General features: G+C 63.0%; 23 protein-coding genes. 13 read left to right on the top strand and 10 right to left on the bottom strand.

The genetic code is table 11. The features are described from left to right. Positions 1 to 132 precede the first annotated feature (132 nt). Together QCE64_RS20240 and QCE64_RS20235 are read right to left on the bottom strand one after the other, a co-directional pair. A complete protein-coding gene (locus QCE64_RS20240; RefSeq protein ID WP_309922833.1) occupies positions 133 to 1,233 on the bottom strand; it encodes an ABC transporter substrate-binding protein in 1,101 nt (366 codons plus the stop codon). Positions 1,234 to 1,284: 51 nt separating this feature from the next. Beyond that, on the bottom strand, positions 1,285 to 2,646 hold the full coding sequence (locus tag QCE64_RS20235; RefSeq protein ID WP_404987418.1) for an FAD-binding oxidoreductase: 1,362 nt from the start codon (positions 2,644 to 2,646) through the stop codon (positions 1,285 to 1,287). A 342-nt stretch (positions 2,647 to 2,988) separates the two neighbouring features. Here QCE64_RS20235 and QCE64_RS20230 point away from each other — a divergent pair, with 342 nt between their 5' ends. Continuing rightward, positions 2,989 to 3,762 carry a DeoR family transcriptional regulator gene (locus QCE64_RS20230; protein ID WP_309922828.1) on the top strand — a complete coding sequence of 258 codons (774 nt, stop codon included), beginning with the start codon at positions 2,989 to 2,991 and terminating at the stop codon, positions 3,760 to 3,762. An 11-nt stretch (positions 3,763 to 3,773) separates the two neighbouring features. Here the strand turns inward: QCE64_RS20230 and QCE64_RS20225 are convergent, their stop codons facing one another. Continuing rightward, positions 3,774 to 4,235 carry a cupin domain-containing protein gene (locus QCE64_RS20225; RefSeq protein ID WP_309922826.1) on the bottom strand — a complete coding sequence of 154 codons (462 nt, stop codon included), beginning with the start codon at positions 4,233 to 4,235 and terminating at the stop codon, positions 3,774 to 3,776. Positions 4,236 to 4,372: 137 nt separating this feature from the next. Between QCE64_RS20225 and QCE64_RS20220 the strand changes: the two genes are divergently transcribed. The 5 genes from QCE64_RS20220 (at position 4,373) to QCE64_RS20200 (ending at position 9,305) form a co-directional block, all read left to right on the top strand. Continuing rightward, the gene (locus QCE64_RS20220) at positions 4,373 to 5,257 is read left to right on the top strand and encodes a DMT family transporter (protein ID WP_310005762.1); all 885 of its coding nucleotides are present in this window, start codon (positions 4,373 to 4,375) and stop codon (positions 5,255 to 5,257) included. 350 nt (positions 5,258 to 5,607) lie between these two features. Further along, complete coding sequence (locus QCE64_RS20215; protein WP_309932797.1) at positions 5,608 to 6,717, top strand: sugar ABC transporter substrate-binding protein; 1,110 nt, start codon at positions 5,608 to 5,610, stop codon at positions 6,715 to 6,717. Further along, entirely contained in the window at positions 6,717 to 7,727 is a 1,011-nt protein-coding gene (locus QCE64_RS20210) for an ABC transporter permease (protein ID WP_310005760.1), read from the top strand. The genes QCE64_RS20215 and QCE64_RS20210 overlap by 1 nt, the downstream gene beginning before the upstream one ends. Beyond that, on the top strand, positions 7,724 to 8,515 hold the full coding sequence (locus QCE64_RS20205) for an ATP-binding cassette domain-containing protein (protein ID WP_309932795.1): 792 nt from the start codon (positions 7,724 to 7,726) through the stop codon (positions 8,513 to 8,515). Before QCE64_RS20210 ends, QCE64_RS20205 begins: the two co-directional genes overlap by 4 nt. Positions 8,516 to 8,561: 46 nt before the next feature. After that, entirely contained in the window at positions 8,562 to 9,305 is a 744-nt protein-coding gene (locus tag QCE64_RS20200) for a FadR/GntR family transcriptional regulator (RefSeq protein WP_309922817.1), read from the top strand. A 300-nt stretch (positions 9,306 to 9,605) separates the two neighbouring features. On the opposite strand, the gene QCE64_RS20195 is transcribed toward QCE64_RS20200, so the two are convergent. Continuing rightward, on the bottom strand, positions 9,606 to 10,058 hold the full coding sequence (locus QCE64_RS20195; RefSeq protein WP_309932794.1) for a hypothetical protein: 453 nt from the start codon (positions 10,056 to 10,058) through the stop codon (positions 9,606 to 9,608). A gap of 19 nt (positions 10,059 to 10,077) precedes the next feature. Between QCE64_RS20195 and QCE64_RS20190 the strand changes: the two genes are divergently transcribed. Next, complete coding sequence (locus tag QCE64_RS20190; protein ID WP_310005758.1) at positions 10,078 to 10,980, top strand: lipopolysaccharide biosynthesis protein; 903 nt, start codon at positions 10,078 to 10,080, stop codon at positions 10,978 to 10,980. A 22-nt stretch (positions 10,981 to 11,002) separates the two neighbouring features. On the opposite strand, the gene QCE64_RS20185 is transcribed toward QCE64_RS20190, so the two are convergent. Together QCE64_RS20185 and QCE64_RS20180 are read right to left on the bottom strand one after the other, a co-directional pair. Further along, positions 11,003 to 11,929: an AEC family transporter gene (locus QCE64_RS20185; protein ID WP_309932790.1), complete on the bottom strand. Its 927-nt coding sequence runs from the start codon at positions 11,927 to 11,929 to the stop codon at positions 11,003 to 11,005. A gap of 124 nt (positions 11,930 to 12,053) precedes the next feature. After that, positions 12,054 to 12,317 carry a hypothetical protein gene (locus QCE64_RS20180; RefSeq protein WP_309922809.1) on the bottom strand — a complete coding sequence of 88 codons (264 nt, stop codon included), beginning with the start codon at positions 12,315 to 12,317 and terminating at the stop codon, positions 12,054 to 12,056. A gap of 319 nt (positions 12,318 to 12,636) precedes the next feature. Between QCE64_RS20180 and QCE64_RS20175 the strand changes: the two genes are divergently transcribed. Together QCE64_RS20175 and QCE64_RS20170 are read left to right on the top strand one after the other, a co-directional pair. Continuing rightward, positions 12,637 to 13,104, top strand: coding sequence for a zinc-finger-containing protein (locus QCE64_RS20175; protein WP_309922807.1), 468 nt, complete (start codon positions 12,637 to 12,639; stop codon positions 13,102 to 13,104). Positions 13,105 to 13,133: 29 nt separating this feature from the next. Beyond that, the gene (locus QCE64_RS20170) at positions 13,134 to 13,616 is read left to right on the top strand and encodes a hypothetical protein (RefSeq protein WP_310005756.1); all 483 of its coding nucleotides are present in this window, start codon (positions 13,134 to 13,136) and stop codon (positions 13,614 to 13,616) included. Between the two features lie 2,122 nt (positions 13,617 to 15,738). Here QCE64_RS20170 and QCE64_RS20165 read toward each other — a convergent pair. Together QCE64_RS20165 and QCE64_RS20160 are read right to left on the bottom strand one after the other, a co-directional pair. Next, positions 15,739 to 16,716 carry a ParB/RepB/Spo0J family partition protein gene (locus tag QCE64_RS20165; protein WP_309922803.1) on the bottom strand — a complete coding sequence of 326 codons (978 nt, stop codon included), beginning with the start codon at positions 16,714 to 16,716 and terminating at the stop codon, positions 15,739 to 15,741. Beyond that, the gene (locus QCE64_RS20160) at positions 16,713 to 17,924 is read right to left on the bottom strand and encodes an AAA family ATPase (RefSeq protein WP_310005842.1); all 1,212 of its coding nucleotides are present in this window, start codon (positions 17,922 to 17,924) and stop codon (positions 16,713 to 16,715) included. The genes QCE64_RS20165 and QCE64_RS20160 overlap by 4 nt, the downstream gene beginning before the upstream one ends. A gap of 658 nt (positions 17,925 to 18,582) precedes the next feature. On the opposite strand from QCE64_RS20160, the gene QCE64_RS20155 reads away from it, so the two are divergent. Then, entirely contained in the window at positions 18,583 to 19,983 is a 1,401-nt protein-coding gene (locus QCE64_RS20155; RefSeq protein ID WP_310005754.1) for a replication initiation protein, read from the top strand. Between the two features lie 24 nt (positions 19,984 to 20,007). On the opposite strand, the gene QCE64_RS20150 is transcribed toward QCE64_RS20155, so the two are convergent. Continuing rightward, a complete protein-coding gene (locus QCE64_RS20150; protein WP_310005752.1) occupies positions 20,008 to 21,234 on the bottom strand; it encodes a YbfB/YjiJ family MFS transporter in 1,227 nt (408 codons plus the stop codon). 74 nt (positions 21,235 to 21,308) lie between these two features. Here QCE64_RS20150 and QCE64_RS20145 point away from each other — a divergent pair, with 74 nt between their 5' ends. From QCE64_RS20145 to QCE64_RS20135, 3 genes are all read left to right on the top strand, one after another. Next, entirely contained in the window at positions 21,309 to 21,644 is a 336-nt protein-coding gene (locus tag QCE64_RS20145; protein WP_309922799.1) for a hypothetical protein, read from the top strand. 28 nt (positions 21,645 to 21,672) lie between these two features. Beyond that, on the top strand, positions 21,673 to 23,784 hold the full coding sequence (locus tag QCE64_RS20140; protein WP_310005750.1) for a phosphocholine-specific phospholipase C: 2,112 nt from the start codon (positions 21,673 to 21,675) through the stop codon (positions 23,782 to 23,784). 349 nt (positions 23,785 to 24,133) lie between these two features. Then, entirely contained in the window at positions 24,134 to 24,568 is a 435-nt protein-coding gene (locus QCE64_RS20135; protein ID WP_310005748.1) for an NUDIX domain-containing protein, read from the top strand. 14 nt (positions 24,569 to 24,582) lie between these two features. On the opposite strand, the gene QCE64_RS20130 is transcribed toward QCE64_RS20135, so the two are convergent. Then, on the bottom strand, positions 24,583 to 26,937 hold the full coding sequence (locus QCE64_RS20130; RefSeq protein ID WP_310005746.1) for a transglycosylase domain-containing protein: 2,355 nt from the start codon (positions 26,935 to 26,937) through the stop codon (positions 24,583 to 24,585). Positions 26,938 to 26,971 lie beyond the last annotated feature (34 nt).

The following is a 26,971-nucleotide window of genomic DNA, read 5'->3' as shown; positions in this document are numbered from 1 at the left end:
GAACTCGCCCTGTGCGACGTCAAGATCGGTCGGCGCGAGCGCGACGAAGTCGCCATAACGCTTGCACAGACCGCTGATCTGGAGATTGATGGTTGCCATGCGGATCTCTTCCTTGATGAACGATGCCAGGCCTTAAGTGAGAATCCAGCGGTTGAAGCGCTCGAGCGCCACGCTTTGATTCTCCTGCCAGTACTTTGCATCGATATGCACGCCGGTCTTCATGTTGTCCGGGAACGTCGGGCAGTTCTTCGCCTGTTCCGGCTTCACGTAGTTAAAGGATTCCGGTTGCGTGAGACCCGCCGGGAAGTACTCGACGAGCGCGGCCTGACGCTTCGGGTCGCTGGCGAACTTGATGAACTCGCGGCAGGCATCGGCGTTCGGCGTGCCCTTCAGGATCGCCCAGTTGTCGCAGCCCCAGATGTTCTGGTTCCACACGATGCCCACCGGCGCGCCCGAGGCCATCGCCGATTGCGCACGCGAGGCCCACGTCGCGACCATCGCGACTTCGCCCGAGTTGAGCATCTGCTCGACTTGCGCGCCCGTCGTCCACCACACATCCACTTGCTTCGAGATCTTGTCGAGACTTGCAAACGCGCGATCGAAGTTGATCGGATAGACCTGGCTCGTCGATGCGCCATCGGCCATCATCGCTTCTTCCAGCGTATCGAACGGATACTTGCGGATCGAGCGGCGGCCCGGGAAGTCCTTCACGTTCCAGAGATCGGCCCACGAACTCGGCGCCTTGCGGCCCTTGAACGCATCGGTGCGATACGCGAGCACGGTCGAATAGACATTGGTGCCCACGCCATATGCCGACATGTATTGCTTGGGAATCTTGGCGATGGTCGGATCGGATTCGAGGCCGTGCTTCTCGAGATATTCCTTGCCACCCGAGGTCAGCAGAAGAATCGCGGGCTGGCTGATCTTCGCCATGTCCCACGCGTAGCTGCCTGCTTCGACCATGCTCTTGATCTGCGCGGTCGGCTCGGCATTCGCCTGCACGCCCACCACTTCGATGCCGGTCTTCTCGAAGAACGGCTTGTAGTACACCGCGCCGTACGCCTTGGTGTAGATACCACCGTCGTCACGCACGACGATGCGCTTGCTGGCCGCGCGCGAAGGCGTCCAGACAAACGGGAACGCGCCGGCCACGATGCCTGCGCCTACGGTCTTGATCGCCGAGCGGCGGGCGGGGTTGAGGATCGTTTTGTCGTTATCGTGCTTGGGCTTCATATAAGTCTCCTGCGGTAAGCGAGGGGCGGTGGTGGCTTGATGAGGGGTGGATCAGAGCGGCGCGGCGGGAAAGAGACGCCCCGGGTTCATGAGGTTCGCGGGATCGAGCGCGCTTTTCACGGCACGCATGATCGACAGTTCGGCGGCGGACTTGTAGTGCGCCATTTCCGGCAAGCCCGTCTGGCCGACGCCATGTTCCGCGCTGAACGTGCCGCCGAGCGCATGCGCGGCATCGTTCACTGCACGGCGCACGGCAGCGCCCGCGGCGGCCTGGTCGGGCAGCGCGCGCCAGGCATCGAAGGTGTACATCGGCACCAGATGGATATTGCCGTCGCCCATATGGCCGACGATCACGATGCCGATCTCGGCGTCGAGCGCGAGCACCGCTTGCGTAGCCTGCTCGATGAACGCGGGCACCGCCGACAACGGCACCGCGCAATCCGTGGTCAGTCCGATGCCGGCCTTCTTGTTGGCTTCCGTCACGCTGTGCCGCACTTCCCACAGTGCAGCGCGCTGACGGTCGCTGCTCGCGATGATCGCGTCTTCGAGCAAGCCCGCTTCGGCCGCTTCTTCCAGCGTGGCCTGCAACACGCTTTCCATGTCGGATGCGCCCTGCGTGTCGCCCAGCTCGACCAGCACGTGCCAGTCGTGCGCGCCTTCGAGCGGTGCGCGGCGATCCATCACGTGCTCGACGACCAACTGCAATTGCCGTGCGTTCATCAGTTCGAACGCCGAGAGGCGCGAGCCGCAGTTGGCCTGGAACATCCCGAGAATCGTCAGCGCGGCTTGCGGGTCGGTCGGCGCAAACCAGGCGAGCGCGTGATGCGTCGGCAGCGGATGCAGCTTGAGGGTCGCCGCCGTGATGATGCCGAGCGCGCCTTCCGCGCCAATGAAAAGATGCTTGAGATCGAGGCCGGTATTGTCCTTGCGCAGCCCGCGCAGGCCGTTCCAGATGGTGCCGTCGGCCATGACCACTTCGAGGCCGAGCACGTTCTCGCGCGTATTGCCATAGCGCAGCACGCTGGTGCCGCCGGCGTTCGTCGAGAGCGTGCCGCCGATCTGGCACGATCCCTCCGCGCCGAGACTCACGGGATAGAGTCGCGCGACATCGGCGGCTGCATCCTGCACGGTCTTGAGGACGCAGCCCGCTTCCACTTCCATCGAACCGTTCGCGGCATCGATGCTGCGAATGCGGCGCATGCGCGCCAGGCTGACGATGACAGGCGGTACGCCGTGCGTCGCCGGCACCGCGCCGCCGCACAGGCTGGTGTTGCCGCCTTGTGCGAGCAAGGGCACGCCCGCCGCCGCGCACAGGCGCACGACACCCGCGACCTGCTCCGTCGATGACGGCTGCACCACGCACAGCGCCGCACCGCGATAACGCCCGCGGAAGTCCTCGACGAAACCGCTCATGTCCTCCGCCACGGCGATGACCGCATCATCACCCAGCAGACTGCGCAAACGGCCGATCAACTCAGATTCATCAAACAAGGCAAGCTCCATTGGGGCAAGGGTTCCACCCGTCGTTTGAGGCAAGAATAGGAGCGCCAAAATTGAAATAAAATCACAGTGATCGAATAGCGATTACTTTGGTCATGCTGCAACGCATTTTTGCTTAAGTTCAAGGACTTGCGAACTTAAAAACTTATTGCAAAGCCTTAGGCCGGAAAGCACCGGGGCATTGGGTCCGGTCCGCGTTTCGTCGTACACTCGCGCATCCGCCATCACTACAAGCTCGCGCCCGTGCGCATCGCGATGACCTTCGACCCAGCACTCAACGGCAGACAGCGCGCACTGCTCGATCGTGTCGCGCGAGATGGCTTCGCGACCATCGAAGACCTCGCCGCGCATTTCCAGGTGACGCCGCAAACCATTCGGCGCGACGTCAACTGGCTTTCGGAACAGAACCTCCTGCGCCGCTATCACGGTGGCGCAAGCACGCTGACCAGTTCGGAGAACACGGCCTACACCGCGCGCCAGCAGATGTATCTGGAGGAGAAGCAGCGCATCGCGCGACGCGTGGCTGCGGAGATCCCGAATCAGGCGACGCTCTTCATCAACCTCGGCACGACCACCGAAGAAGTGGCGCGCGCGTTGTGCCAGCACACGGGTCTGCGCGTCATCACGAACAACCTGAACGTCGCGAACATCCTCGCGGACGGGTCGGACGCCGAGGTGCTGGTGGCGGGCGGCCAGGTGCGCGCGCGCGACAAGGGCGTGGTGGGCGAGCAGGCGGTCGACTTCATTCGCATGTTCAAGGTCGACTTCGGGATCATCGGCATTTCGAGCATCGAGGAAGACGGCACGTTGCGCGACTTCGATATCGCCGAGGTGCGCGTGGCGCAGGCGATCATCGAGCAGTCACGCACCGTATTCCTCGCCGCCGATCATTCGAAGTTCGGGCGCGCCGCACTGGTCAAGCTCGGGCATCTGTCGCAGATCGACGCGCTCTTCACCGACGCCCCGCCACCCGACTGGATAGCCGACACGCTCGCCGCCGCGGACATCGCCGTGCGCGTGGCGCACTGAATTCCAGTCGTTCAGACGTCCTGTATCGGCGAGCCGTCCTTGTGCACGAAGCGGCCGTCCGCGTTGGCGCTCATCATGTCGATGTCGGAACAGGTCGTGAGATCTTCATGGACGCGGCTGCCGACTTCCAGATACACCGCTACCGCGTTTGAGCGGTTGATCAGGTGATGACCGTTTCCGGTGCCCTTCGGAAAGGCCGCGCACTCACCCGCGCGCAACACGGTTTCGCCTTCGTCTTCTATCAGCACGAGTTCGCCTTCGAGCACCTGCACGAACTCGTCCTCGTGCGAATGCCAGTGCCGCTGGCTCGACCATCCGCCCGGCGGCAGGTGCATCAGGTTCACGCCGAAGTCGCGCAGGCCGCCTGCGTCGCCGAGACGCTGACGCGTGCGCGTGGCGCACGGCGCGGCGAAGGGCTTCGGATAACCCGATCCCGCGATCTTCGGAACAGCGGCGATATCGACCTTGGGCATGCTGGCTCCTTGCTTGCGCACAGGTTGAAGAGCATCGCTCAAAGAGCGGCGCATGTGCAACCACGGCTTGCCATCGGCGGCATGCTGGGTTGCAATGACGGGCCCGGCTTCAACCCTCCACCAACAAGGACGCGAACATGATGCAGGATCAACGGCGCTGGCTCACTATCGGCGGTCCGGTCGTGTTCCTGCTGCTCTGGTCGGCGGGCTTTCCGATGGCCAGGACCGGCCTGCACTACGCCTCGCCGCTGACGTTCCTCTCCATTCGCTTCGCACTGAGCGTAGGCGTGCTGCTCGCGGTCTGCGCGATCAAGCGTCCGCGCTGGCCCGCCGACGCGCGCGGCTGGCGGCATCTCATCATCGTCGGCTTTCTCGTGCAGGTGATGTACTTCGGCCTCAGCTATCTCTCGATGACCGCGGGCATCGCCACCTCGGTGCTGGCGCTGATCGTCTCGTTGCAGCCGATCCTCGTCGGCGTGCTCGCACCGAAGCTGGTCGGCGAACGCATCGGCGCGCGCCGCTGGGTGGGCCTGCTGCTGGGTCTCGCTGGCGCGACCGGCGTGATCCTCGCGCGCGGGCCCTTGCAGGCATCGTCGCTCGGGCCGGTACTGCTGGCAGTGGGCGCGCTGATCGGCATCACGGGCGCGATGCTCTACGAGAAGCGGCTCGGCACCGCGCAGGATCCGCTCACGTCGAATCTCGTGCAGTACAGCGTCGGCTTCGTGTTCTGCGCGCCCATGGCGCTGTGCTTCGAGCACACGCAAGTTCACTGGACGCCCACGCTCATGGCGACGCTCGCGTATCTCGTGATCGGCAACTCGCTGATCGCCATCACGCTGCTGCTTGCGATGACGCGCGCGGGCAAGGTCTCGCAAGTGGCGTCGCTGTTCTTCTTCGTGCCGCCCGCCGCCGCCGTGATGTCGTATCTGATGCTTGGCGAAGTGCTGCCGGTGAGCGCATGGTGGGCGATGGGCATCGCGGTGCTGGGCGTGGCGATCGCTACATGGCGGCCGCGCGCATAGCGTCTTGCGCATGAAATCGAGGCGTTGCCCACTCTGTGAGAATGCCCGATGAATAGCATGACTATATGCCTCCAATGGCCGGGAAAACGCTAATCGCACGCGTCGAAAGTGCTGCATATAGTTTGTCTATTGAAGCCGACGCGCGGCATTTCGCTTTTCCCAATTACTAGTTCAAATACGCCGCGTTTTCGCACAATCCTCTCGCGCACTGCCTGCCACGTCATGGTCTCTGGCGGCATCTTTCATCCGTGAAAGATGCCCGCTCATGACGTGCCGCTGAAACCCTGTATCTGAAAGCGATCGACGATCAGTCGACTCATCGACTCACGAAGAACAGACCGGAGGAAGACATGGCGCAGAATCGGGACGACGACACGAAAGACGGCAACGGCTTCATCAATTCGAGCCGGCGCGGGCTCATGCAAGGCGCGGGGCTCGGCGCCGCGCTCTCGCTGCTCGGCGGCGTGGCGGGCACCGGCGGGCTGATCTCGAGCGCGCAGGCCGCCGAAGCCGCGTTTCCGCAGCACAAGAAATGGAAGATCGTGTTCGTCAATCACGTGACGACCAACCCGTTCTTCGTGCCGACGCAATACGGCATTCAGGACGCATGCTCGATGTTCGGCATGGACTATCAGTGGACCGGCTCCGCCACGTCCGATGCCGGTGAAATGGTGCGTGCAGTGAACTCCGCCATCGCCGCGAAAGCTGACGCGATCGCCGTGCCCATCGTCGATCCGAACGCCTTCGACAAGCCCATCCAGGCCGCGCTCGACGCCGGCATTCCTGTCTTCGCCTATAACGCGGATGCACCACGCGGCAAGGTCAATCCGCGTCTCGCGTATATCGGCCAGGACCTGTATCAGTCGGGCTATCAGATGGGCGAGCGCATCGCGGGCATGATCGACAGCGGCATGGTCGCGCTGTTCATCGCGACGCCGGGTCAGCTCAACATTCAGCCGCGTCTCGACGGCGCCAGCGACGCCATCAAGAAGTCCGGCAAGAAGATCGACATCCAGACCGTGGCCACGGGCGCGACCGTCAACGAGGAACTCTCGAAGATCAAGGCGTTCTATCTCGGCCACCAGGACCTGAAAGGCATGTTCGCCGTCGATGCAGGCAGCACCCAGGGCGTCGCCCAGGTGATGAAGGAATCGAACCTGCCATCGAAGGGCGTGCATGGCGGCGGCTTCGATCTGTTGCCGCAGACCATCCAGCTCATTCACGAAGGCTTCCTCGATTTCACCATCGACCAGCAGCCTTATGTGCAGGGTTTCTATACGGTCATGGAAGCGTTCCTGTTCCTCGCTTCGGGTGGGCTGGTCGGGCCGGCGAACATCAATACGGGTCTCAAGTTCGTGACGAAGGACACCGTCGAGCCGTACCTCAATACGTCGACGCGTTATGAAGGCAAGACCACCAAGCCGGAAATCGTGCCGATGAAAGGCGCAATCAAGTCCTGATGAACACGATGAACCAACCTGGCAACGCAGCGACACCCGCGCGGATTGCAGCCCCGCGCGGGGCATGGATGTCGCACTGGGCGCCCGAGCTGCGCATCCTGCTGGTGGCCGTGCTGCTCTCGGCTTACTTTCAGTTCGTCAATCACGACTTCCTGCTCAGCGGTCCGAGTCTCGTCAACCTGTCGCAGTTCATCGCGCCGGTGGCGATCATCGCGTTCGGCGAAATCATGCTGATGATCGGCGGCGACATCGATCTGTCAGCGGGCATGGTGTTCGCCTTCGCGCCCTTCATGATGGTGTTCGCCAACGACGCCGGCGCGCCGATGTGGCTCGCGGTGATCGCGGGACTCGTCGCGGCGGCGATCATCGGCTTCGTCAACGGCGCCGTGACGGTGTTCCTGCGCCTGCCTTCGTTCGTGACCACGCTCGGCACGCTGTTCCTCATCAACGGCATCACGCTCACCGTGTCGCGTGGCACGCCGGTCGCGACACCGGGCACGCCCACGTTCGCCAACGTAATGGGCGCCTGGGGCTACAGCGAGATCATCTGGACCGTGGCGATCGCCGTCGTCATGCATACGCTGCTGCGCCACACGCGCTGGGGCCTGCATACGCAGGCGTCGGGTGCGAATGCGCTGGGCGCGAGCGAGGCCGGCATTCATGTGAACCGGCTGCGGCTCGGTAACTTCGTGCTCGCCGCCGTGCTCGCGGGCTTAACCGGTATCCTCGAAGGCTTTCGCATCACCTCCATCGATCCGCAGGCCGGCGGCAACCAGATCATGTTCCTCGCGGTGGCGGCGGCGGTGATCGGCGGCACGCCGCTGACGGGCGGTTCGGGCACGATCGTGGGCGGCCTGCTCGGCGCCGCGGTGCTCGGCATCCTGAGCGACGGCTTCACGCTGATCGGCATCAACGCGTTCACCTTCAACATCATTCTCGGCGCCGCGATCCTCGCCGCGATGATCTTCAATATTCACGTCGGGCGCATTCGCCGCAAGGGAGCGCGATGATGTCGGAAGTGCAAACAGCTCCCACTGATCTCGCGTTGCGTGGCGATCGTATCGTCAAGCGTTTCGGTGCAGTGACGGCGCTCGACGGCGTGTCGCTCACACTCGGCAAGGGCGAGATTCTCGGCATTCTCGGCGACAACGGCGCGGGCAAGTCCACGCTTGTCAAGATCCTCACGGGCTTTCATCAGCAGACCGAGGGCGCGCTGCACGTGCATGGCGAGGAGACGCTGCTCAAGTCCGTCGATCATGCGCGTTCGCTCGGCATCGAATGCGTGTATCAGGATCTCGCGCTGGCGAACTCGCTGTCCATCTATCACAACATGTTCCTCAACCGCGAGATCGTGCGGCGCGGACCCTTCCGTCTCGTCGATCACAAGCAGATGCGCGAACGCGCGGCGCAACTGCTCGACGATATCGGCGTGCATGTGCCTTCTGTTGACCTGCCGGTGGAGCGGCTCTCGGGCGGACAGCGCCAGGCCATCGCGGTGGCGCGCGCCGTGAATTCGAACGCGAGGATCCTGCTGCTCGACGAACCGCTCGCCGCGATGGGCGCACGCGAGGCCGCGCTCATCATCGACCTGGTGATGCGTTTGAAGGAGAAAGGCGGCCTCTCGATCATCATGATCATGCACAACTATGCGCAGACGCTCGACATCGCGGATCGCATCATGTTGATGCAGCGCGGACGCGTGACTTACGAGCAGCGCAGCGCGAACACGTCGGTGGCGGAGCTGATGGATATCGTGAGACGGGAATACCGGGCGATGCGCGCGACCACCGCGCATTGAGCGTCATCGACGTTTGAGCCAGTCGCGGTGAGCTGGCGGGACCAACATGGATTACCGCAATCCCAAGCAACGCAAGAGCATGCACGGACGCATCGTGCAGGAACTCGGCATGCAGATCGTGAGCGGGGTCTTTGCGCCCGGCCAGCGTCTGCCCGCCGAGCCCGCGCTCTGCGAAAGCTATGGCGTGAGCCGCCCCGTGCTGCGCGAGGCGACACGCGTGCTGGTCGCCAAGGGACTGGTGGTGTCGAAGCCGCGGGTGGGCAGCGTCGTGCGGCCTCGCGACGAGTGGCACATGCTCGATCCCGACGTGCTCGTGTGGACCATCAGCCGTCTTCCCGAAGGCGAGTTCTTCCGCTCGCTGATGACCGTGCGGCAGGTCATCGAGCCTGCCGCCGCCGCGCTCGCGGCGATCTCCGCTTCCGAGGAGGACATTGCGCGCATCAGCGCGGCCTTCGATCGCATGGAACGCGCACAAACCGCCGATGAACTGCTGGTGCCCGACCTCGAGTTTCATCGCGCGATCATGACGGCGACGCACAACGACATGCTCGCCTATATCGGCAACATGCTGTCGCTCGCGCTCAGCGAGTCGATCAAGCTGACGAGCCGCCATCCGAACACGCACGCGCTGTCATTGCCGCGACACAAGGCAATCTTTACGGCCATCGCCAACCGCGATGCGCTCGGTGCGCGGCAGGCCAGCGTCGTCCAGCTCGACAATGCCCGCGCCGACGCCAACTCGATCCTCGGCGGCGCCGCACTCGAATCCGCAGGGCCTTTCACACGTTAGGCGCTCGCGGGTTCATCGCGTGTCATTCCACGTGATACGCGTCTCAAGTTCATTTCCCTCTCGCCGTAAACCCTGACTAAGACCGGCCGCTGCTGCACGGTCTCCATCCTGCCCCTCCCTTCCCGCACTTTCTCTCGTGGAACGGCCATTGGGGTCTTGCGACGAGCACTCCACACCGTCGAGCGCCCCCTCTCCGGCGCGAGATGAAGGTCCATCATCGGTCCGTCCGTTTTTACGGACGACTCGCGGAACGCGCACCTGGTTCGTGGAAATAAAAAACTGACCATCGGGTAGTGCGTTTCACATGACGAACTTTGAATCTCTTCGTTCCTCGGGCTTCCGCTTTTCGCGCGTGCGCGGAGTTGCAATGTCCGCCGCTACGCTCGCGATGAGCGTGATGCTCGCCGCATGCGGCGGCGGCGGCGGTGGCGGTGGCGACAATGCAGGCACGGCATCCGCCGCGAGTCCGACAGCGAGTGCCGCAGCGAGCGGCACGTCGACGTCGGCCCAGGCTTCGACTGCGAACGCATCGGCGACTGGCGGTACGTCCGGCGCGAGCACGTCCACCAGCGGCGCCGCCGTGGCTCCCACGAATGCGGCCGCCGCGACCAGTCCGGTCGTCACCACGCCGGTGCCCGTCACCAGCAACGACACGTCGACCAGCCCGGCCTCACCGTCGAGCCCTGCATCGACGGCGACGCCTGCGTCATCCCCCCCCGGCGAGGTCACGTCGCCTACCAATCCCGTGTCCACTCCGAGGCGCTTCTATGGGGTGAACGGACACAACAACGAAGGCGGCGCCTACGACATCTCCAGCCCCGCCGTGCAACTGGCGCAGTTGCAGGATCTGGGCGTCAAGTACTATCGCAACGAGGTGTACAGCCCGGGCACCGCGAGCAAGCTCGCGAACATCGCCGCGATGATGGACGCGGGCGGCGTGACCGTCTATCCCGTCCTGCTGATGGACTACAGACTCTTCGCCAACGAGACGCAGGCCTATAACGCCGGCTTTGCACTCGGCCAGCAGACCGCGACCTCGCGCCGCTATCCCTATTACGAAGTGACCAACGAGATCGAAGCCGAAGCGCTGAACGGCAATGTCGACGGCGTCTATCCGCAGCAATACGACACCGGCACGTTCAGGATCGTGCGCGGCATCATCCGCGGCATGATTGCGGGCATCAAGTCGGTGGATACGTCGGGCAAGATCATCCTGGGCGGCGGCACGTGGCTGCACTACGGCTTTGCGCAGATGCTCGCGGCCGGCATGGAACCCGACGGCAGCATCAGTCATCCGACGGTCGACTGGGACATTACCGCGTGGCACTGGTACTCGGAGCAAGGCGACATCACGAACGCATGCGGCGGCACCGGATGCCATAACGTATTGCAGGCCCTCAACGCCTTCGGCAAGCCCATCTGGCTCAACGAGATCGGCGTGCGTCCGAACTACGGTTCCGATCAGGCGATTGCCGCCTACCTGACCGGCAACACGATGATGGCGCAGTTCGTGGCGCTTGCATCGACGTACGATATCGAATCGATCCAGACTTACGAGCTCTACGACGACCCCGTCGGCGGCGAAGGCAACTACGGCTTGCTCAAGAACGACGGCGTCACGCCGAAAGCCGCTTACTCGGCCTACAAGAACTTCGTCGCCACGCATCCGATGTGAGTCGTCTGCATGTCCGGATGCGCTAGAGGACGGCGATCCAGGCGAGCAGCGTGACGATCGAGAACAGCGTGGTCATCGAGATGACCGCGCCCACGACATGCTTTTCGATGTCGTATTCCACCGCGAGCACATATGCACTCTTCGCGGTAGGCACGGCCGCGCACACCACGGCCGCGACGGTCGCGGTGTGACCGAGGCCGGTCGCGAGACAAAGCGCATAGACGACCAGCGGCACGACCGCGAGCTTCAGGGCCGTGAGACAAGCGTAGCAGCCGAGCCGCTCGCGCAGTTCGCCGATGGTCAGATCCAGTCCGATGGCGAACAGCGCGCAAGGCGTCAGCGCTTCGCCGAGAATCGTCAGGAAGGCATCGACCGGCGCGGGCAACCGGACGCCGATGATCGACCAGAGCAAGCCGACGAGCGTCGCGAGGATCACGGGGTTGGTCGCGATCTGGCGGATCAGTGGAGCCGCGCGCAGAGTGTGTGAGCTATCGCGACGGCCCAGTTCGAGCAGCACGACCAGCATCGGAAACATGATGGCGCCGACGAACACGGTGGCCACCGCCGCTGCGAGCACGCCCGGCTGTCCATAGAGGGTCTTGAGTATCGGCAGCGCGACGAAACCCGTGTTGGTCATGGCCACCGCGGCGGCGAGCATGGCGCTCGTGCTCAGGTTCATGCGCGCGGGCCACGCGATGCGCGCGCCCGACATCATGGCCGCGAAGCAGAGCATCGAGCCGCCGCCGAATGCCGCGAGGAAGCGCCATTCGAGCAGCGAGTGCAGCGGCTCTTTCGCGATCGTCACGAAGACCAGTGCGGGCATCGCCACGTAATACGCGAAGCGCATCAGCGCGGCCGCCAGCGTGCGCGGCATGTAGCCGGAAGCGCCTGCCAGCCATCCCGTGACGATGATCGCGAAGATCGGAAGAATCATTCCGGCGAGATGCATGGCGGCTCCGACAAGGAAGGCGGACCTGCCCGCAGGCGCATGATGCCTTGCGGTGATTCGCCGCCATTATCGAAGAAAAGCCGCCTGCACCTTGCCGTGTTGCGCAATCACCGGTTTCCAGGCTTCACTGACCGCTGTAGATGTTGCAGCTCAGTCCGACGACGCATGCCTGATTCGTGCTCGGCGTCCACGCATCGCGCGAGGCGCCGCTGGCCTTGCTCGTCGACATCGTTCCGCCATAGCTCATATCGGACATGCTATTGCTTTGCGTGGTCTGCTGTTGCGCGGCGCCAGAATCCGGCGCCATCTGCATGTCCTGCGCGAAAACCGCAGCGCTCATCGCGAGTGCGCCCGCCGCCGCAGCGGCGTAGAGGAAGCTTGCTTTCATTGCCGTCACCTCATTGATCAAATCATCACATTCGGAGCCGCAAGCTTGCGACGGGCTTGCAGCCTGACCTTGCACGGCCGCGTCGAGCGGACTTCTTGTTTCATGCGTATGAGAGAACGCATTCATACGCTATACCGTCGGACGGTAAATTCAATTCCCGATCCATTCGAATCATGGTTGGCATGCACGACGTCGGGGGTGGGCGAGGGCTCGTTTAAGCAGACGATGAGTCGCACACGAAGCGCTTTCCGGCCGGCGCGCTTACGAAGCTTGCGACCGACTTTGCTATATTGGATTTCCCGCTCTGGAGTTGCTTGCAATGCGCGTCGGCAGACCTGTCAAACCGCTTCCTCACCCGGACTGCGACTATTGCGGCGCGCCCGCGACGCTCGCTCGCATGGGCGACGAGCCGTATCCCTATCGCGACGATCACGGACCGCTCTGGATCTGCGTGCCGTGCCAGGCATGGATCGGCATTTTCGCGCGCAGCACGCGCCATGTTCCGCTGGGCAGGCTCGCGGATGCGCAGCTGCGCGATCTGAAGACGAAGCTGCATGCGGCGCTTGAACCGCTCGTGCAGGCGAAGGTGCGACGCGATGGCTGCAACGTGTTCGAGGCGCGTTCGAAGGGCATGAAGTGGCTCGCGCAGGCGATCGATGTCGAGCCGGACAAGTGCAGCATCCATACGCTCGATGCGGAACAGTGCGAACGTGCTATTGCCATCGTCGAGGCATTCGAAAAAGAGCGCGGCAACCACCCTTCAGATTCTGCGGACGACGATCGTTAACCTGAAAACGATCAACCATCGGTCTTCGCATGTCACGCACCCTTCCCTTCCAGCGCTCGCCGCAAGCGACGCGCGCACGTCTCGGCAAAGCTCAGTTGCTTCCTATCCCGCGCGCCGTCGCCGACGAGCTCGCGCTCGGCGCACACATGGCGCTGGCTGCCTTGCGCTCGGGATCGCAAGATATCGCGCCCGCGCAGAGCATCACCGAAGCCATGCTTCTGGCGAAGTTTCTCGCGGAAGCGGGACATGGAGATTTCTCGCAGGAAGAGTTGATCCTTGCTGATCAGACTATGGCCTCTGTTTTCGATGATGGGCGTAAGTCGGGGCGTTGGACGTTGCCCGCTGAGGGATTCGAGCGTCTTGCCGCGATCGTGTCTCTCTATGATCACCAGTTGCGTCGCGCCACACTGGGTGCGCTTTCGGTTGCTAGCGAGCGGCTGGAGCGGTGCAAGGCGGGGGAGCCATATCAGGTGGTTCAGCCCGTGCGGGCGCGGGGGGCGGTGGGGGTTTGAGGTTTTTGGATCTGTTTAGCGGGTTTGATGCGCTTGAACGGAGTCAGGCCGGTCACTCTTTGTGCAGCTCGTCAGCCGTTGTGGGATTGCTGCCGGTTGAGTTGGCTCCTTTCGGTTTCCGTGCGCGATGAGTCGATCAGGTATTTATTGGCTCGACTTCGCGGTGGGTCGCATATTGGGCGTAATCCAATGCCGCTCGGTGTGGGCGGTTGGCGAGTGTGGACTTGCCGCGGTGCGGTCGGTGCGGTCGGTGCGCGGAGAGCTAGTTGGCCACTCGGCCGATCGTTTATGGTTTGGGCTCAAGTGTCTGGTTGAGCCTGGCCAGGTTGCTGGGACGCGCCACGCGTTCGCGTGTTACAGCGTGACGCTGAGAATCTACATACCAGACGCTCTTCCTGTCTTTCAGCAAAGGTCGCATAGCGTCGACGTTTTGCGTAGATACATTTCCAGTCATCCAAACCTCCGGCGCTGGACCACCATCATTACACTGGTTGTATCGTTTGATACGCTTCAGGTCAGTACCAGGCGCTCAACTACGCTTCTTGCCGCCATTAAGCGTTGTCCTCGGTCACTAGCTTGACACTCACGTGTTTTTCCGTGAAACAAGTTCAGGAATACTTTGTATCCTATTGATTTTTATAGCTTTAATTGGATTCTAGTTTCTTCTTGAATGTTTCACGCGCGAAACCGGTTGAATTGGATTAAGCCGGCCTTGCGGATCAGCGCGGAATGCGGATGGATTGGCTCGTTTCGTCGATTCCGGCCCGCAATACCTAGAGTCTTCTCTTTCGCCGCATCAAGCTCGGCACGAGCGATTGGGCTGCGTCGGCATTCTTGCGAATTCGGTTGAGCGACTAGCGCTCTCCTGCTGTTTGGCGTAAGAGCGTGGACTTGCTGGATTGGACCCGGACGTATGCTGCGCGTTGACTTTGAACATGGCCTGTCGTGCCAGTCCCGAGAGCGCGGACCGCTCGAATTCAGGACGCGTAATCCAAATCAGGTGCAGCATTTCAATGCGATGCTTGGTACGGAACTATAGGGCCTAACTATTTACCCCTTGGTCGGTGTCACGTCCGCGCATCAGCGGGCGAGAATAGGGTGCGTCAGATTGCGCCTGTACCGAGCCGCAGACATACTGATTTGCGTGTGGTTCTCACGCAACCCATCCGATACGCAGATTCATAGCTAACGCAACGCACCCCAGCCGCGCTCCAAGGTGCTCAGACAATTGGGCGCTATCGCTGCAACTCAAGTGAATCACCGCCCAACGCTTTTCAGCGGTGATCAAAGCTTGAGTATCGTTTGCGCAGCACGCTTGCTTATCGATTCAAACTTGGCAACCTTCAGGTCTTCTCTAACTCCTCGAGCGCCCTCGTCCGCGAGTCCTACGTATCTCGCTGCTGGTAAAAGTTTGGCGCCTTCATATCCCTGGACGCGCCGTTTCGCAGAATTTGGCTCTGCTGAATCCATTCGGATCTAATACAGGACGCTCCGAGCGTCCGAATTCGGACACTGTTGGTTGGCGACTATGGCCTCGCATAGAGATCCAGCAGCCTTCCTCTTCGCCTTGTCCATCTAGGTCTTTTGCTGGTGTCCGAATTCGGACACTGGCACCCGCTCGCATCGGATGCGTTTCTCGCTTATTGCAACTTGTGAACCGCGATCGTCCTCGGCCATGAAATAGAGCTAGCTCGCGCTATCTGTTCACGGTATCGTCTGTTCGCAGCGGTCGATTGCACACATCTGTCCGTCAAACTTAAGCGCCATCCAGACTTAGAAGGCTACGAGGCTCGGGACCTTCCCCCCCTAACAACCACTGATCGACAACCATCTGACGTTGTCCGAATTCGGACACTCGGTCGTGAAGCGTCTCGAAGGCGAATAACAAACCCGCCGAAGCGGGCTTTGATCATTCGAGCCGGCGCAGAGCTCTGGAGCGTCGTGGCCAATGTGTTGGCCCAATAGCGACTGCACACCCGCACTGTCCGAATTCGGACACTTAGTCCTCAAACCTCCCTTGAAGACCGCCTCCTCACCACTCCTTTAAGACCGTCCGAATTCGGACACGCCACCGCAAAGCGTCTCGCATCCCCAATAAAAAACCCGCCGAAGCGGGTTCTGATCATTCCGATTGGATGGAAAACATCTTCCCTATGTGTTCCCTCAGCTGATTTTCCTGCTCCTCCGTAACCACACCCGCTTTGAACTTGAAAGTAAGGCCCTTGACGTCCTTCGTAATGCTGCCCGCCTGAACCTTACCTGCGAAAATCTTGAGGATGCTTCTACCGCCGGCGTCGCTTGTCGGATTTCCCCGCGTAGCTTGAGCATTCATGCTCGCTGCAACCTTCGTCTGTACCAGATCTCCAGACACAACCTGCGGCCACAGTTCCTGAAGTGCCTTCAACCCCTGCTCACCAGTCTTCTTAAGCGCGTTGGCGATATCCTGCGCCGACGACGCGCCCAGCACCGATGGCTTGAGATCCAGATCACGCTTCACGAAATCGGGCAAGGCGTCGTACGCAAGGAAGCGATACAAGTCGCTCCTCGAGATTCCCATCGCCTCCGCAAGCCTTGTTCGATTCGGGAATTCCGACTCCGCTCGACGAATCGCAATCGCAATTTCATAGTCGGAGAGATCGTCACGAGTGACATTCTCCATGAGCGCCAACGCAGCCATGTCCTGATCCGTGCACTCGATTACCACCGCACGAACCGTTTCGCGATTGATCAGCTTGTGCGCTCGCCAGCGTCGTTCGCCTGCTACCAGCTGGAACGAGTCACCAACGCGACGAACCGTAACAGCCTGCAGCAGTCCCACTTCGCTAATCGAGCGAGCGAGTTCCGAAAGCTTTGCTTCACTGAACTGGCGTCGGGGTTGCCACGGGTTGGGCACAATCTCATCGACGCGAATTTCTGTTTCAACGCCTCGAGCTTCCAGCTCCTGAATCCGCAACTGTGCCGCAGCCAATGCGCTCGTAATCCCAGGCATCGTCTGCGGACCACGATTCGTCTTATCCTTTTTAGCCTCTCCCTTGAAGTCCGCAGGCTTCGGCAGATTGGCCGTCTTGGCCATGAGTTGTTCGCGTATGTTATTGCTCATGCCGACTCCTTCCAGGATTTCACAAACATGTCGTCCAGCCACTTGGCGTACTGCATCATCGGTTGCCGGACACGCTGAAGCGACTTTGCCGTCGAGTGTGTGCTGACCACGTCCAGTGCCGTCGAAAAAGACAATGCGCCGCCGCTCATGACGGAACTCGAGGGAATCTCGAACGGATCGAGCCATCGGCCATATGCGCTTTGCGCCCACTGTCGAACCACTGGCGCCGACGACGTCTTCCCGTAATCCACCTTCGACAACAGGATGGAGATAAAGTCATAGACCTTGTCTTCCTCGTAGGGAAGGAAGTCCTCAGCGACATCCGAGAAGAGACGCCAGAACGCCAATGAGCTGATGAAGTCGAGGTTCTCGGGAATCATCGGCATGAGCAACGCGTCGGCGGCCAAAAGCGCGTTCAAGTTCATATATGACAGCGACGGCGACGTGTCGATCAAAATATAGTCGTACTGCGATCGAAGCGGTTCGAGGCCTTCGCGAAGCACAGCCCAGAACCGATACCCTTGAATCGTCTTCTGCCGCGCAGGCAACAGGAACTCAGCTCCGTAGAGGAAAGTGTGGCCCGGTATGATGTCGAGTCCGTCCCAGTACGTCGATTGAACGCTGGCGCCGAGACCGCCTTCCACGTTCTGGTCATATATATAGGGCAGCACGGTGTCGTCGCCCGAAATCTCTTTCTCAGCGTAGAGTCCGCACAATTCCGAAGCCGATGCCTGCGGATCAAGATCGATGAGCAGCACCTTGCGTCCGAGCAGCGTCAGCGCCTGTGCGAGGCAAACGGTCGTCGTCGTCTTCGCCGATCCGCCTTTCAACTGAGCGGTCGTCAGCACCTTGCCCCGGAATGCGCCATCGCCTTCGTCGAGACGCGTCTGATAGATATCAGAGGCCATCTTCACCCACATACGAACTTCCGGCAGCGTAAACGTTCGGCTCCGGCCTGTCCCATTCAATGTGCCCGCGGGCAACCCGCCTTCTCCCTTCGTCACGAGATATTGAATCTGCTGCCGCGTCAGATTGCACATCTCGGCCAGTTCGCTGATCGTGTAGTAGGGCGCCACTTTCCTCGGCCGGGGCGCCAGGATTTGCTCTCGCAGGTTGTCCGAGAAGGGTTCCAGGTTGTCTGCGAACTCCGCGACTTCGCGGAGTGTGACCTTGCGGTCTTCCATCGGTAGCGTGCCAACGTTAGCCATTCTGCGCTTTCTCCATGTATTGACGTCGAAGCGCAGAATACACGAATATGCGTAAACGAGGTTGTAGCGCCGCGAGATTTCAGGATTTTCCAATCCCGAACCGCCTTAAACCCTTGATTTCACTGGTGCTGCGCGTCCGATCCGGCCGCATTCAGCACCCGGAAACGGCCCTCCGTACGTATCAAATTCGCCGCATCAAGCAACCCGAAACAGTATCCGCACAAAAACCACCCCGGGGGCGGTTTTTGTGCACGGATGTCCGAAGCTCAAATAATGATCAATTTCATAGACTTAGCACACGTACCTCACATCAAACCTGATGATTGCTGCCTGTGTTCGTTCGGTTATTTTGTAAACCTTAAACTCGCAAACCTACAAACAGAGAGCAGTAAACCCTTTCAAATCAAGCGACCGCCCTGTGGATAGGGACGGTTTTTGTGATCAGCAGGGCGGTTTTTGTGCTGGTGTAAACGCATTTTGGGCAACCCTGGGCGATTTTTGTGTCGACCGGGGCGGAAATTGTGCGCATCGGATGCTCGCCGGGGTGCTTTTTGTGTCGCTCCGAACGACTCCGGGTTGGACCGGCCACGGGGCGGTTTTTGTGTTGACACCTCTTGCTCGCCTGATAGAGTGCCCGTGGACCGCAGTCGACAAACGCATGGAAAACCGAGAACTCACCGTTACCCCTCAGCAACTGGCGCTGGACATCTACGAAGACATGTCCGCCCAGGGCTCGGCTATCTGCGAGTCGACGAGGGACATCGGTTTCCTGCGCAACAACATCTTCACGCGTGTCGGCGGGCTCGGCATCGCCGCGCGCCGCGTGCTGGACGCCGCTTACTTCATCGTCGCGACCAAGGCGCCGGAAGAGTTGATCGACGACAAGGTCTACACCTTTTCGGCCGACATCAACTACTTCAAGTGGCTGATGCGCTACGACAGCCGCAATCACAGCCACCTCATCACACAGATGCGCGCTGCGGCCCGGGCTCGCGTCGAAATCATGACGGCCCCGTCGATCGAGGAAATCACCGAAAAGGATTCGTGGGGCACCATCAGTCTGCTGGGCGATTGCTACATCGAACGCAACGTCGTGTGCATTCTGCTGGCGGGACGCGTCATCAAGTACCTCATCAGCCCCTACAAGGCTCACTGGCTCAGCTTGCGGGCCTCGACGGCCTTCTCGCTGTCGCTGTCCCGCGCCATTTACGACCGCCTGATTCCCTGCGAGGGTCACGGCGTGACCGAATGGTTCGCCTACGAAGAGGTACTCGAATGGCCGGGCAAAGTCGGCGAATCGCGCAAAGAGGTGAAGGAGTTCAAGAAGCGCTTCCTGGAACCCGCCATCGACCAGTTGAACGAGGTGTCGGATTTCGATGTCAGCTGGGAGCCCAACGCCGAGCGCGTACCGCCGGAGAAGCTCAAGATCCGTTTTCGCTTCACGAAGAAGCAGGGCGCGGATGCAGCGCGCGCCGGCATCCAGGACTCGATGTACCTCCTGCTGCACAACGAATTCGCCTTCGATACCCCTGACTTCGAGCGTCTCGCCAAGCAGCGCGACCTCTGGACCGACGAGCGCCTCGAGCAGGCGATCGAATACACGCGCTACAAGCTCAACGAAGGCAAGGTGACGGTGAGTCCGCGCGGCTACCTGTTCAAGGCGCTGGAGGGGAATTACCGGATCGGCGAAGCGGATCGCAAGATGGCGGCCGTCAAGGCTCGTCAGCTCGAGGACGATCGCAAGGATCGCCGTTCGCGCGATGCCGCGCAGGCCAAGCTCGAAGCCAGCATCCAGGTGCAGAACGACACGGCGAAAGCCAAGATGAGCGAGGAGGTCCGCGCGGGCCGCGAATACTTCGAGTCCGCCGATACCCCGTTGCGCCGCGATCTGTGCCACGCGTTCCTGAGCCAGCTGATTCCGCAGCGCCTGATCGAGAAGCAGGGGCTGTCGCGCGATGCGCTGAATGCCGACAACATCCTCACCGTGAACCGCGTGGTGTGCGATGCATTCTGCTCGCACGTGTTCGCGAAGATGAAGAAGGCGCGTCCGAGCCGTTGAAACGCGCCGGGCCGTGCGTCCCCGCTACCGGCCATCCAATGGCTTCTGAAGCGCCGCCAGCACCGCGCCGACCACGAGCACCAGCGCCGAATACACCAGTCCTCGCGTGAGCCCTGCGCTGTCCGAGATCTTGCCGATCACCACCGGCCCGACGATCTGCCCGAACGCGAACACGATGGTAAAGGCGTTGATGCCGCGCGCCCACTGGGCGGACGGGAGGTTGTGCCGCACGAATGCCGTCGTCGACGCCACGGCGGACAGGAAGGTCGCGCCGAACAGGGCGCCCGAGACGAAAGCCGCGAGCGGATGCACGATCATCGCGGGAACGAGCGTCGCGACGGCGAGCAGCGCGTTGAGGATCGCGAGCGCCTGGCCGCCGCGCATGCGATCGAGCAGCGTGGACCACATGCGCGCCGAGAAAACCGTCGCCACGCCGAGCAGCACATAGAAGCTGCTCACGACCGGCGCACTCATGCCTGCATTGCGCAGCAACGCGACGATGAAGGTCATGTAGCCGATATAGCCGATGCCGAAGCACGCATACCCCGACAGCGCGAGCGCGAAACGGCGCCGCTGCACGGGAGCGCTTTGCGCCGCGTGCGTCGCATGGCGTGCCGTCGACGCGGACTGCGCGCTATCTATCCGCCGCGCGGCCGACGCCGCCACCACTGAAAACACCGCGCAGCCGACGGCCAGCGCGAACCACGCGTAGCGCCAGCCGTGCAGGGTGGGCAGGACGGTGAACGGCACGAGGATCGACGAGATGACGATGCCCCAGCCGGTGCCGCCGTAGTAGATCCCGATGATGAGTCCGGCGTCGCGCGGCGAGAGCGAGGCGAGCCGGGCCGCCAGTACACCGCCGCTCACGAAGATGAGTGCGCTGCCGATGCCGGTCGCCACGCGCAGCGCGAGCAGCGCGCGGGTGCCGGTCACGGCGCCGCTCGCCGCCATCAGCACGACCGTGGCGATGCAGCCCGCGACGAACAGCGAGCGCGAGGTGAAGCGCGTCGACCATCGGGAGAAGGCGAGTGCCCCGAGCAGGTAGCCGAACGCATTCGCGGTGTTCATCGCGCCGGCCTGGGCGAAATTCCACGCCAGATCCTGGCGCATCGGCGGCAGCAGCAAGGCGTAGGAGAAGCGCGCGAGGCCAAGCGCGATCGCGCTGCCGAGCGATAACGCGATCGCGAGCTTCAATGCCTGCACGCGTTCCACTTCGCGCTCTTCATCGCGCGCGTCATTACGCTGGCTCACCCTCTGTCGTCCTCTTGTCGTTTTGCGCCCGCCGTATGGTATCGCGTCGAATGGTCACACTGCTTACACGAACGATGGCTAAGCTTCGCGACGCTGCGTCGATCGGCGCGCCTCTGCCGGAGAACCCGATGTCGTTCGTGCCAGGCCGCTGCATGGCGGCGGGAGTCGTCGTATTACTGTGCGCAATCGTTTGCGGATGCAGCCGTCCGGACGCGGATGCCGCGCGTCCGGCGCCGTCGTCCACCTCCACTGCGCTCGACAATCCGGCGCCCGCCCCGACCGACACCAGCGAGCTTCAGGACTGGGCCAGACAGGCTACCGGCAGCACCTCCGTCCGCCCGGCGCAGGCAGGCAGCGCGCAGGCATCGTCGGACGCGCTTGCGACCCCCGTGATTCATACGGTGGATTGACCTTTCCCCTCACCCTCCCCGCCTACCGATGAAAAACAAGAACCGTCGTGACTTCCTGCGCGCGTCCGCCGAAGCGGCCGGCGCGGCCGCCGCGCTGAACGTGATGCCGCTCGGCATCCGCCAGGCCCTGGCGATCCCCGCCAACAACCGCCATGGCTCGATCGAGGATATCGAGCACATCGTCGTCCTGATGCAGGAGAACCGCTCGTTCGATCATTACTTCGGCACGCTGCGCGGCGTGCGCGGCTATGGCGACAAGAGCGCGGTCACCTTGCCGAACGGCAAGCCCGTCTTCCATCAGCCGACGACAGCGGGCGCGGGCGAGCTGCTGCCGTTCCATCCGGCCGCGGCCAACCTCGGGCTGCAGTTCCTGCAGGGCTTGCCGCACGACTGGGTGACCGGACACGCCGCCTTCAACGGCGGCCTGTACGACCAGTGGATGCCCGCCAAGGGCACGACGACCATGGCGTACCTGCAGCGCAACGACATCCCGTTCCACTACCAGCTCGCGGACGCCTTCACGATCTGCGACGCCTATCACTGCTCGATCAACTCATCGACGGATCCGAACCGCTACTACATGTGGACCGGCTACGTCGGCAACGACGGCACCGGTGGCGGCCCCGTCGTCGATAACGCGGAAGCGGGCTACGGCTGGTCGACGTTCCCCGAAGTGCTGGAACGCGCGGGCATCTCGTGGAAGGTCTATCAGGACATCGGCACCGGTCTCGACGCGAAGAACAGCTGGGGCTGGACCGACGACGCCTACATCGGCAACTACGGCGACAACTCGCTGCTTTACTTCACGCAGTATCAGAACGCGCAGCCGGGCAGCCCGCTGTACGAAAAGGCCCGGCGCGGCACGAACGCCGCCGCCGGCGACGACTACTTCACGCTGCTGAAGCGCGACGTCGCGAACGGCACGCTGCCGCAGGTCTCGTGGATCGTCGCGCCGGAGGCGTTCTCCGAGCATCCCGAATGGCCGGCGAACTATGGCGCGTGGTACGTCGATCAGGTCCTGCAGGCGCTGACGTCGAATCCGGAGATCTGGAGCAAGACGGCGCTGCTCATCAATTACGATGAAAACGACGGTTTCTTCGATCACGTCGTGCCGCCGTTTCCGCCGGCGTCGAGCGCCAATGGCCTTTCCACCGTCGATACCACCAACGAGATCTTTCCCGGCAGTTCGAGCTACGCGACCGGACCGTACGGACTCGGCGCGCGGGTGCCGATGCTGGTCGTGTCGCCGTGGTCGCGCGGCGGCTGGGTGTGCTCGGAGACCTTCGACCACACGTCGGTGATCCGCTTCATCCAGAAGCGCTTCGGGCGCGCGCACGGTCTCGCCGAACCGAACATCTCGCCGTGGCGCCGCGCGATCTGCGGCGATCTCACGTCCGCCTTCGACTTCCGCCGCCCGAACGCCAATCTGCCGACACTGCCCGCCACGACCGCCTACGCGCCGCCCGACAAGCTGCGTCACACGCCGTATCAGCCGGTGCCGCCCGATGCCCAGACCGTTCCGCAGCAGGAGCCGGGCGTGCGTCCGGCGCGCGCGCTGCCGTACGAGCTGTTCGTGCGCGCGAAGACCCACGCGTCGAAAGATGCCGTTTCGTTCGATTTCATCAACACCGGCAGCGCGGGCGCCGTCTTCCTGCTCTACCAGAACGCCAGCACGACGGCCCCGCGCTCGTACACCGTGGAAGCGCGCAAGCGCCTCGCGGACCGCGTCGCGGCGGAGACGGACGGCAGCTTCGATTTCGTCGTGCATGGCCCGAACGGCTTTGTGCGCCGCATTGCGGGCACGGTCGGGAAAGCGCATTCATGGTGGTCGGGCGAGCAGGCCCAACCGGACGTCGCTGAAGGTTACGACGTCGCCAACGGCAACCTGCAACTGCGGCTCGAGAACCGCGGAACGGCTGCGTGCACGTTCAGCGTCAGCAACGCCTACGCGCCGACGAAGACCGTCACGCGGCGCGTACGCGGCGGCGATACGGCGCAGGTCTACCTCGATCTGCGCGACGCGCACGGCTGGTACGACGTCGAAATCAAGGTCGATACCGACGCCAAGTTCCTCCGCCGACTGGCCGGCCACGTCGAAACAGGCCAGGACAGCATGAGCGATCCCGCGCTCGGCACGTGACCTCGGCCGCGGCGCATCCGCCGCGGTGACTCCCGGATCGTGCGTCCGTCGCCGGGCGCGCGACCGTCTCCATTTCCCCGTTTTCCGGAACTCTTCCGCTTCAATCCGTTCGGAACCACCTGGTTGCGCGCGCCGTCCGCGCTTGCCTGTCCCGCTGCGACGCGCTGGAACGCACGTCGCCGGGCGGGGGATGCCCGGATGGCCGAATGCCCGGCGGACGAAGAAAATCGATTTCGCGCCACCGCTCGAAGCTGAGAATCGTTTCGACGGCGAGGTAGGTAACGGAAAGCCGGCGCGTCGGGCCGCACCATCATGCCAACAATGAATGCAGGTGCAAACGGAGACGGGGATGAGAGTACGAGCAACTGTGCTGCTGGTTCGACACCAGGCGGTGCTTCTGGTCCGGGAACACGGCGGCCCGTGGCTGCTGCCGGGCGGGCCGGTGGGATTGAACGAGCTGGCGCTGGTCGCGGCGGTGCGGGCGCTGCATGAGGATACGGGGGTCGAGGCGAGCGCGGCCGCGTTCCTGTTCCAGCAAGTGTCCGCGCATCACCTGCATCATGTTTTCCGCGTCGCGATTCCGGACGACATGCATCCGCGCGCCGCGATGGGCGGCGGCATCGACGACGTGCTGTGGGTCGCGCCCGCCCAGCTCAACCGGGTCGCCATGACGCCCGGTACGCGGGCGATCCTGAGCCGGGCGACGGGAATCGGCATCGATCCCGCCGAAGCGCTGCACGGCCACGACGATCCGGGCGCGCGCATCGACAGGCGGCGGCGCTAACGGCGCGCGCCGCCTTATTGTGGCGCCGACGCGGCCGCTGGCTCCGGCAGGATCGGCGGCATGGTGGTGAAGACGGGCGGCTGCGGCTGCGGCGGCGGCGGCGCTTCGGTCACTTCGGCCTCCGGCTCGGCCGGCGCGCGCTTCACGCGGACGGATTTCTGCGGCGCAGTCTGTTTCGTCGCGCTCGGCTTCGGCTCTTTCGTGAAGGTCTGCGCCATCCACGCGCGCAGGCGCGTCACCGTGCTTTCCCACAGCCCCGGCGTTTCCTGCGTATCGAAGCGGGCGCGCGCGTCGATCAGACGCGAGCGCAGCGCGCGCTGCATGAAATCGCCGACGATTGGCAACGCACTGTGCGCGCCTTGCCCCCAGTAGTCGCTGCGCAGCGTGACGCGGCTGTCGTTGAAGCCGACCCACGCGCCCGCCACCAGTTGCGGCTGCATCAGGATGAACCAGCCGTCGGCGTTGTCCTGCGTCGTGCCGGTCTTGCCCGCGACATCGCCGCGAATCCCGAAGCGCGTGCGGATGGTCGTGCCCGTGCCGCGATTGATGACGTCGCGCATCACGTCGACGAGCTTGCGGGTCGCATCGACCGAGAGCGCGCGCTCGGGTGCGTTCTCGAACTGCGCGAGCACCTCGCCGTCCTTGTTCTCGATGCGCGTGACGAGCAGCGGCTCGATATAACTGCCGTCGTTCGCGATCGTGCCGTACGCCGACACCATCTCCTTGAGCGTGACCGGACTCGTGCCGAGCGCAAGCGACGGCACGACGTCCAGATGACTCTCGCGCACGCCCATGTCGCGCGCGAGCCCCGCGACGCGTCCCGGCCCGACCGATTCCATCAGCTGCGCGGTGATGCGGTTCTTCGAATACGCGATGCCGTCGCGCAGGCTGACCGGCTTGCCGCTCGGCGGGGCATCGTCGGTCGGACGCCAGGTTTCGTTGCTGTTGACCGGAATCTCGACGGCCTGATCGACGATGGTGTCGGTCGGCTTCGCGCCGTGTTCGAACGCCGCGCCATAGACGAAGGGCTTGAAGGTCGAGCCGGGCTGGCGGCGGGCCTGCGCGACGTGATCGAACGGATCCTGCGCGAAATCGCGGCTGCCGACCCAGGCCTTGATCTGGCCATTGCGCGGATCGAGCGCGACGAAGCCGGCCTGCACGCGCGTCTTGCTCTCGCACAGCGACTGCATGAAGCCGCGGTCCGCGCCGAGCTTCGCGAGGGCGTCGGCGTCGTTCATGCCGCCGTCACGCGCCGCGCGGTACTCGCCCGTCTCGCGGATGAACGCGTGCGCGAGATCCGCGTTCGCCTTCGCGCAGCCGCCGCGCGTGCCCCACGCCGCGTTGGCGATCGACTGCAACTGGTTGCCCTGCAACACGAGCGCGTTGGTCGCCATGGTCTGGAGACGCGAGTCGATGGTCGTGCGCACGACGAGGCCGTCGGAATAGATGTTGTAGTCGTTGTCGTCGGCCCAGGCGATCAGCCACTTGCGCAGCTGTTGCGCGAAATGCGGCGCGCGGCCGGGCTCTTCGGTCTGGCGTTCGAAGTCGATGCGCAACGGCCGCTTGACGAGCGCGTCGAGCTTCGCGGCCGGCAGATGGCCGAACTTCACCATCTGGCCGAGCACGATGTTGCGCCGGTCGAGCGCTCGCTCGGGATTGATCACCGGGTTGTAATAGCTGTTGCCCTTCAGCATGCCGATGAGCGTCGCGCTCTGGAGGGCGTCGAGTTCGCCCGCCGACTTGCCGAAATACGTGCGCGCGGCCATCTCGATCCCGTACGCGTTGTAGAGGAACGGCACGGTGTTGAGATAGGTTTCGAGGATTTCGTCCTTCGAATAGACGGCTTCGATCTTGAACGCGGTGATGGCTTCCTTCAGCTTGCGCGTGAGCGTCTGCGAGCGGCCGATCTCCTCCGGAAACAGATTGCGCGCGAGCTGCTGCGTGAGCGTCGAGCCGCCTTGCCGGTCGCCCTTCAGCGTATGCAGCGCGGCGGATGCCGTGCGCTTGAAGTCGATGCCGTGATGCGTGTAGAAGCGCCGGTCTTCGGTCGCGATGAGCGCGTCGACGACCTGCGGCGAAACGGACTTGAGGCTCACCCATTCGCGATGCGTGGGCTTGAATTCGGCGAGCAGCTTGCCATCGGCGGAATAGACCTGCGCAGGCTGATCCACCTTGGCGCGGCGCAGGTCGCGGATGCCGGGCGTGAACGGAATCAGCACCAGGACGTACAGCACGAATAGCGCGGGCAGAAGCAGCAATGTACGCGGCCGCAGATGCGGACGCAGCCGAGGCAGCAGGCGGGCCTGCAACTGGCCGACAAGCTGGCCGAGAAGCGCCCGGGCCAGGGCTTTGAGATCAGACGCGGTCACGACGAAACGGGTTGCTCAGACAAGAAAACCCTGA

This window comes from Caballeronia sp. LZ043, from assembly GCF_031451075.1.
Lineage (GTDB): Bacteria > Pseudomonadota > Gammaproteobacteria > Burkholderiales > Burkholderiaceae > Caballeronia.
The sequence above is the reverse complement of the archived record's forward strand: the minus strand, read 5'-3'. Positions and strand labels throughout refer to the sequence as shown.

Coding starts and splice junctions, on each gene's coding strand:
- QCE64_RS20200 (WP_309922817.1), top strand. CDS start 8,562: ATGGATTACCGCAATCCCAAGCAACGCAAGAGCATGCACGGACGCATC.
- QCE64_RS20180 (WP_309922809.1), bottom strand. CDS start 12,317: ATGAAAGCAAGCTTCCTCTACGCCGCTGCGGCGGCGGGCGCACTCGCG.
- QCE64_RS20140 (WP_310005750.1), top strand. CDS start 21,673: ATGAAAAACAAGAACCGTCGTGACTTCCTGCGCGCGTCCGCCGAAGCG.
- QCE64_RS20170 (WP_310005756.1), top strand. CDS start 13,134: ATGTCACGCACCCTTCCCTTCCAGCGCTCGCCGCAAGCGACGCGCGCA.
- QCE64_RS20240 (WP_309922833.1), bottom strand. CDS start 1,233: ATGAAGCCCAAGCACGATAACGACAAAACGATCCTCAACCCCGCCCGC.
- QCE64_RS20160 (WP_310005842.1), bottom strand. CDS start 17,924: ATGGCTAACGTTGGCACGCTACCGATGGAAGACCGCAAGGTCACACTC.
- QCE64_RS20210 (WP_310005760.1), top strand. CDS start 6,717: ATGAACACGATGAACCAACCTGGCAACGCAGCGACACCCGCGCGGATT.
- QCE64_RS20145 (WP_309922799.1), top strand. CDS start 21,309: ATGGCTAAGCTTCGCGACGCTGCGTCGATCGGCGCGCCTCTGCCGGAG.
- QCE64_RS20205 (WP_309932795.1), top strand. CDS start 7,724: ATGATGTCGGAAGTGCAAACAGCTCCCACTGATCTCGCGTTGCGTGGC.
- QCE64_RS20230 (WP_309922828.1), top strand. CDS start 2,989: ATGACCTTCGACCCAGCACTCAACGGCAGACAGCGCGCACTGCTCGAT.
- QCE64_RS20185 (WP_309932790.1), bottom strand. CDS start 11,929: ATGCATCTCGCCGGAATGATTCTTCCGATCTTCGCGATCATCGTCACG.
- QCE64_RS20220 (WP_310005762.1), top strand. CDS start 4,373: ATGATGCAGGATCAACGGCGCTGGCTCACTATCGGCGGTCCGGTCGTG.
- QCE64_RS20225 (WP_309922826.1), bottom strand. CDS start 4,235: ATGCCCAAGGTCGATATCGCCGCTGTTCCGAAGATCGCGGGATCGGGT.
- QCE64_RS20235 (WP_404987418.1), bottom strand. CDS start 2,646: ATGAGCGGTTTCGTCGAGGACTTCCGCGGGCGTTATCGCGGTGCGGCG.
- QCE64_RS20135 (WP_310005748.1), top strand. CDS start 24,134: ATGAGAGTACGAGCAACTGTGCTGCTGGTTCGACACCAGGCGGTGCTT.
- QCE64_RS20155 (WP_310005754.1), top strand. CDS start 18,583: ATGGAAAACCGAGAACTCACCGTTACCCCTCAGCAACTGGCGCTGGAC.
- QCE64_RS20175 (WP_309922807.1), top strand. CDS start 12,637: ATGCGCGTCGGCAGACCTGTCAAACCGCTTCCTCACCCGGACTGCGAC.
- QCE64_RS20215 (WP_309932797.1), top strand. CDS start 5,608: ATGGCGCAGAATCGGGACGACGACACGAAAGACGGCAACGGCTTCATC.
- QCE64_RS20165 (WP_309922803.1), bottom strand. CDS start 16,716: ATGAGCAATAACATACGCGAACAACTCATGGCCAAGACGGCCAATCTG.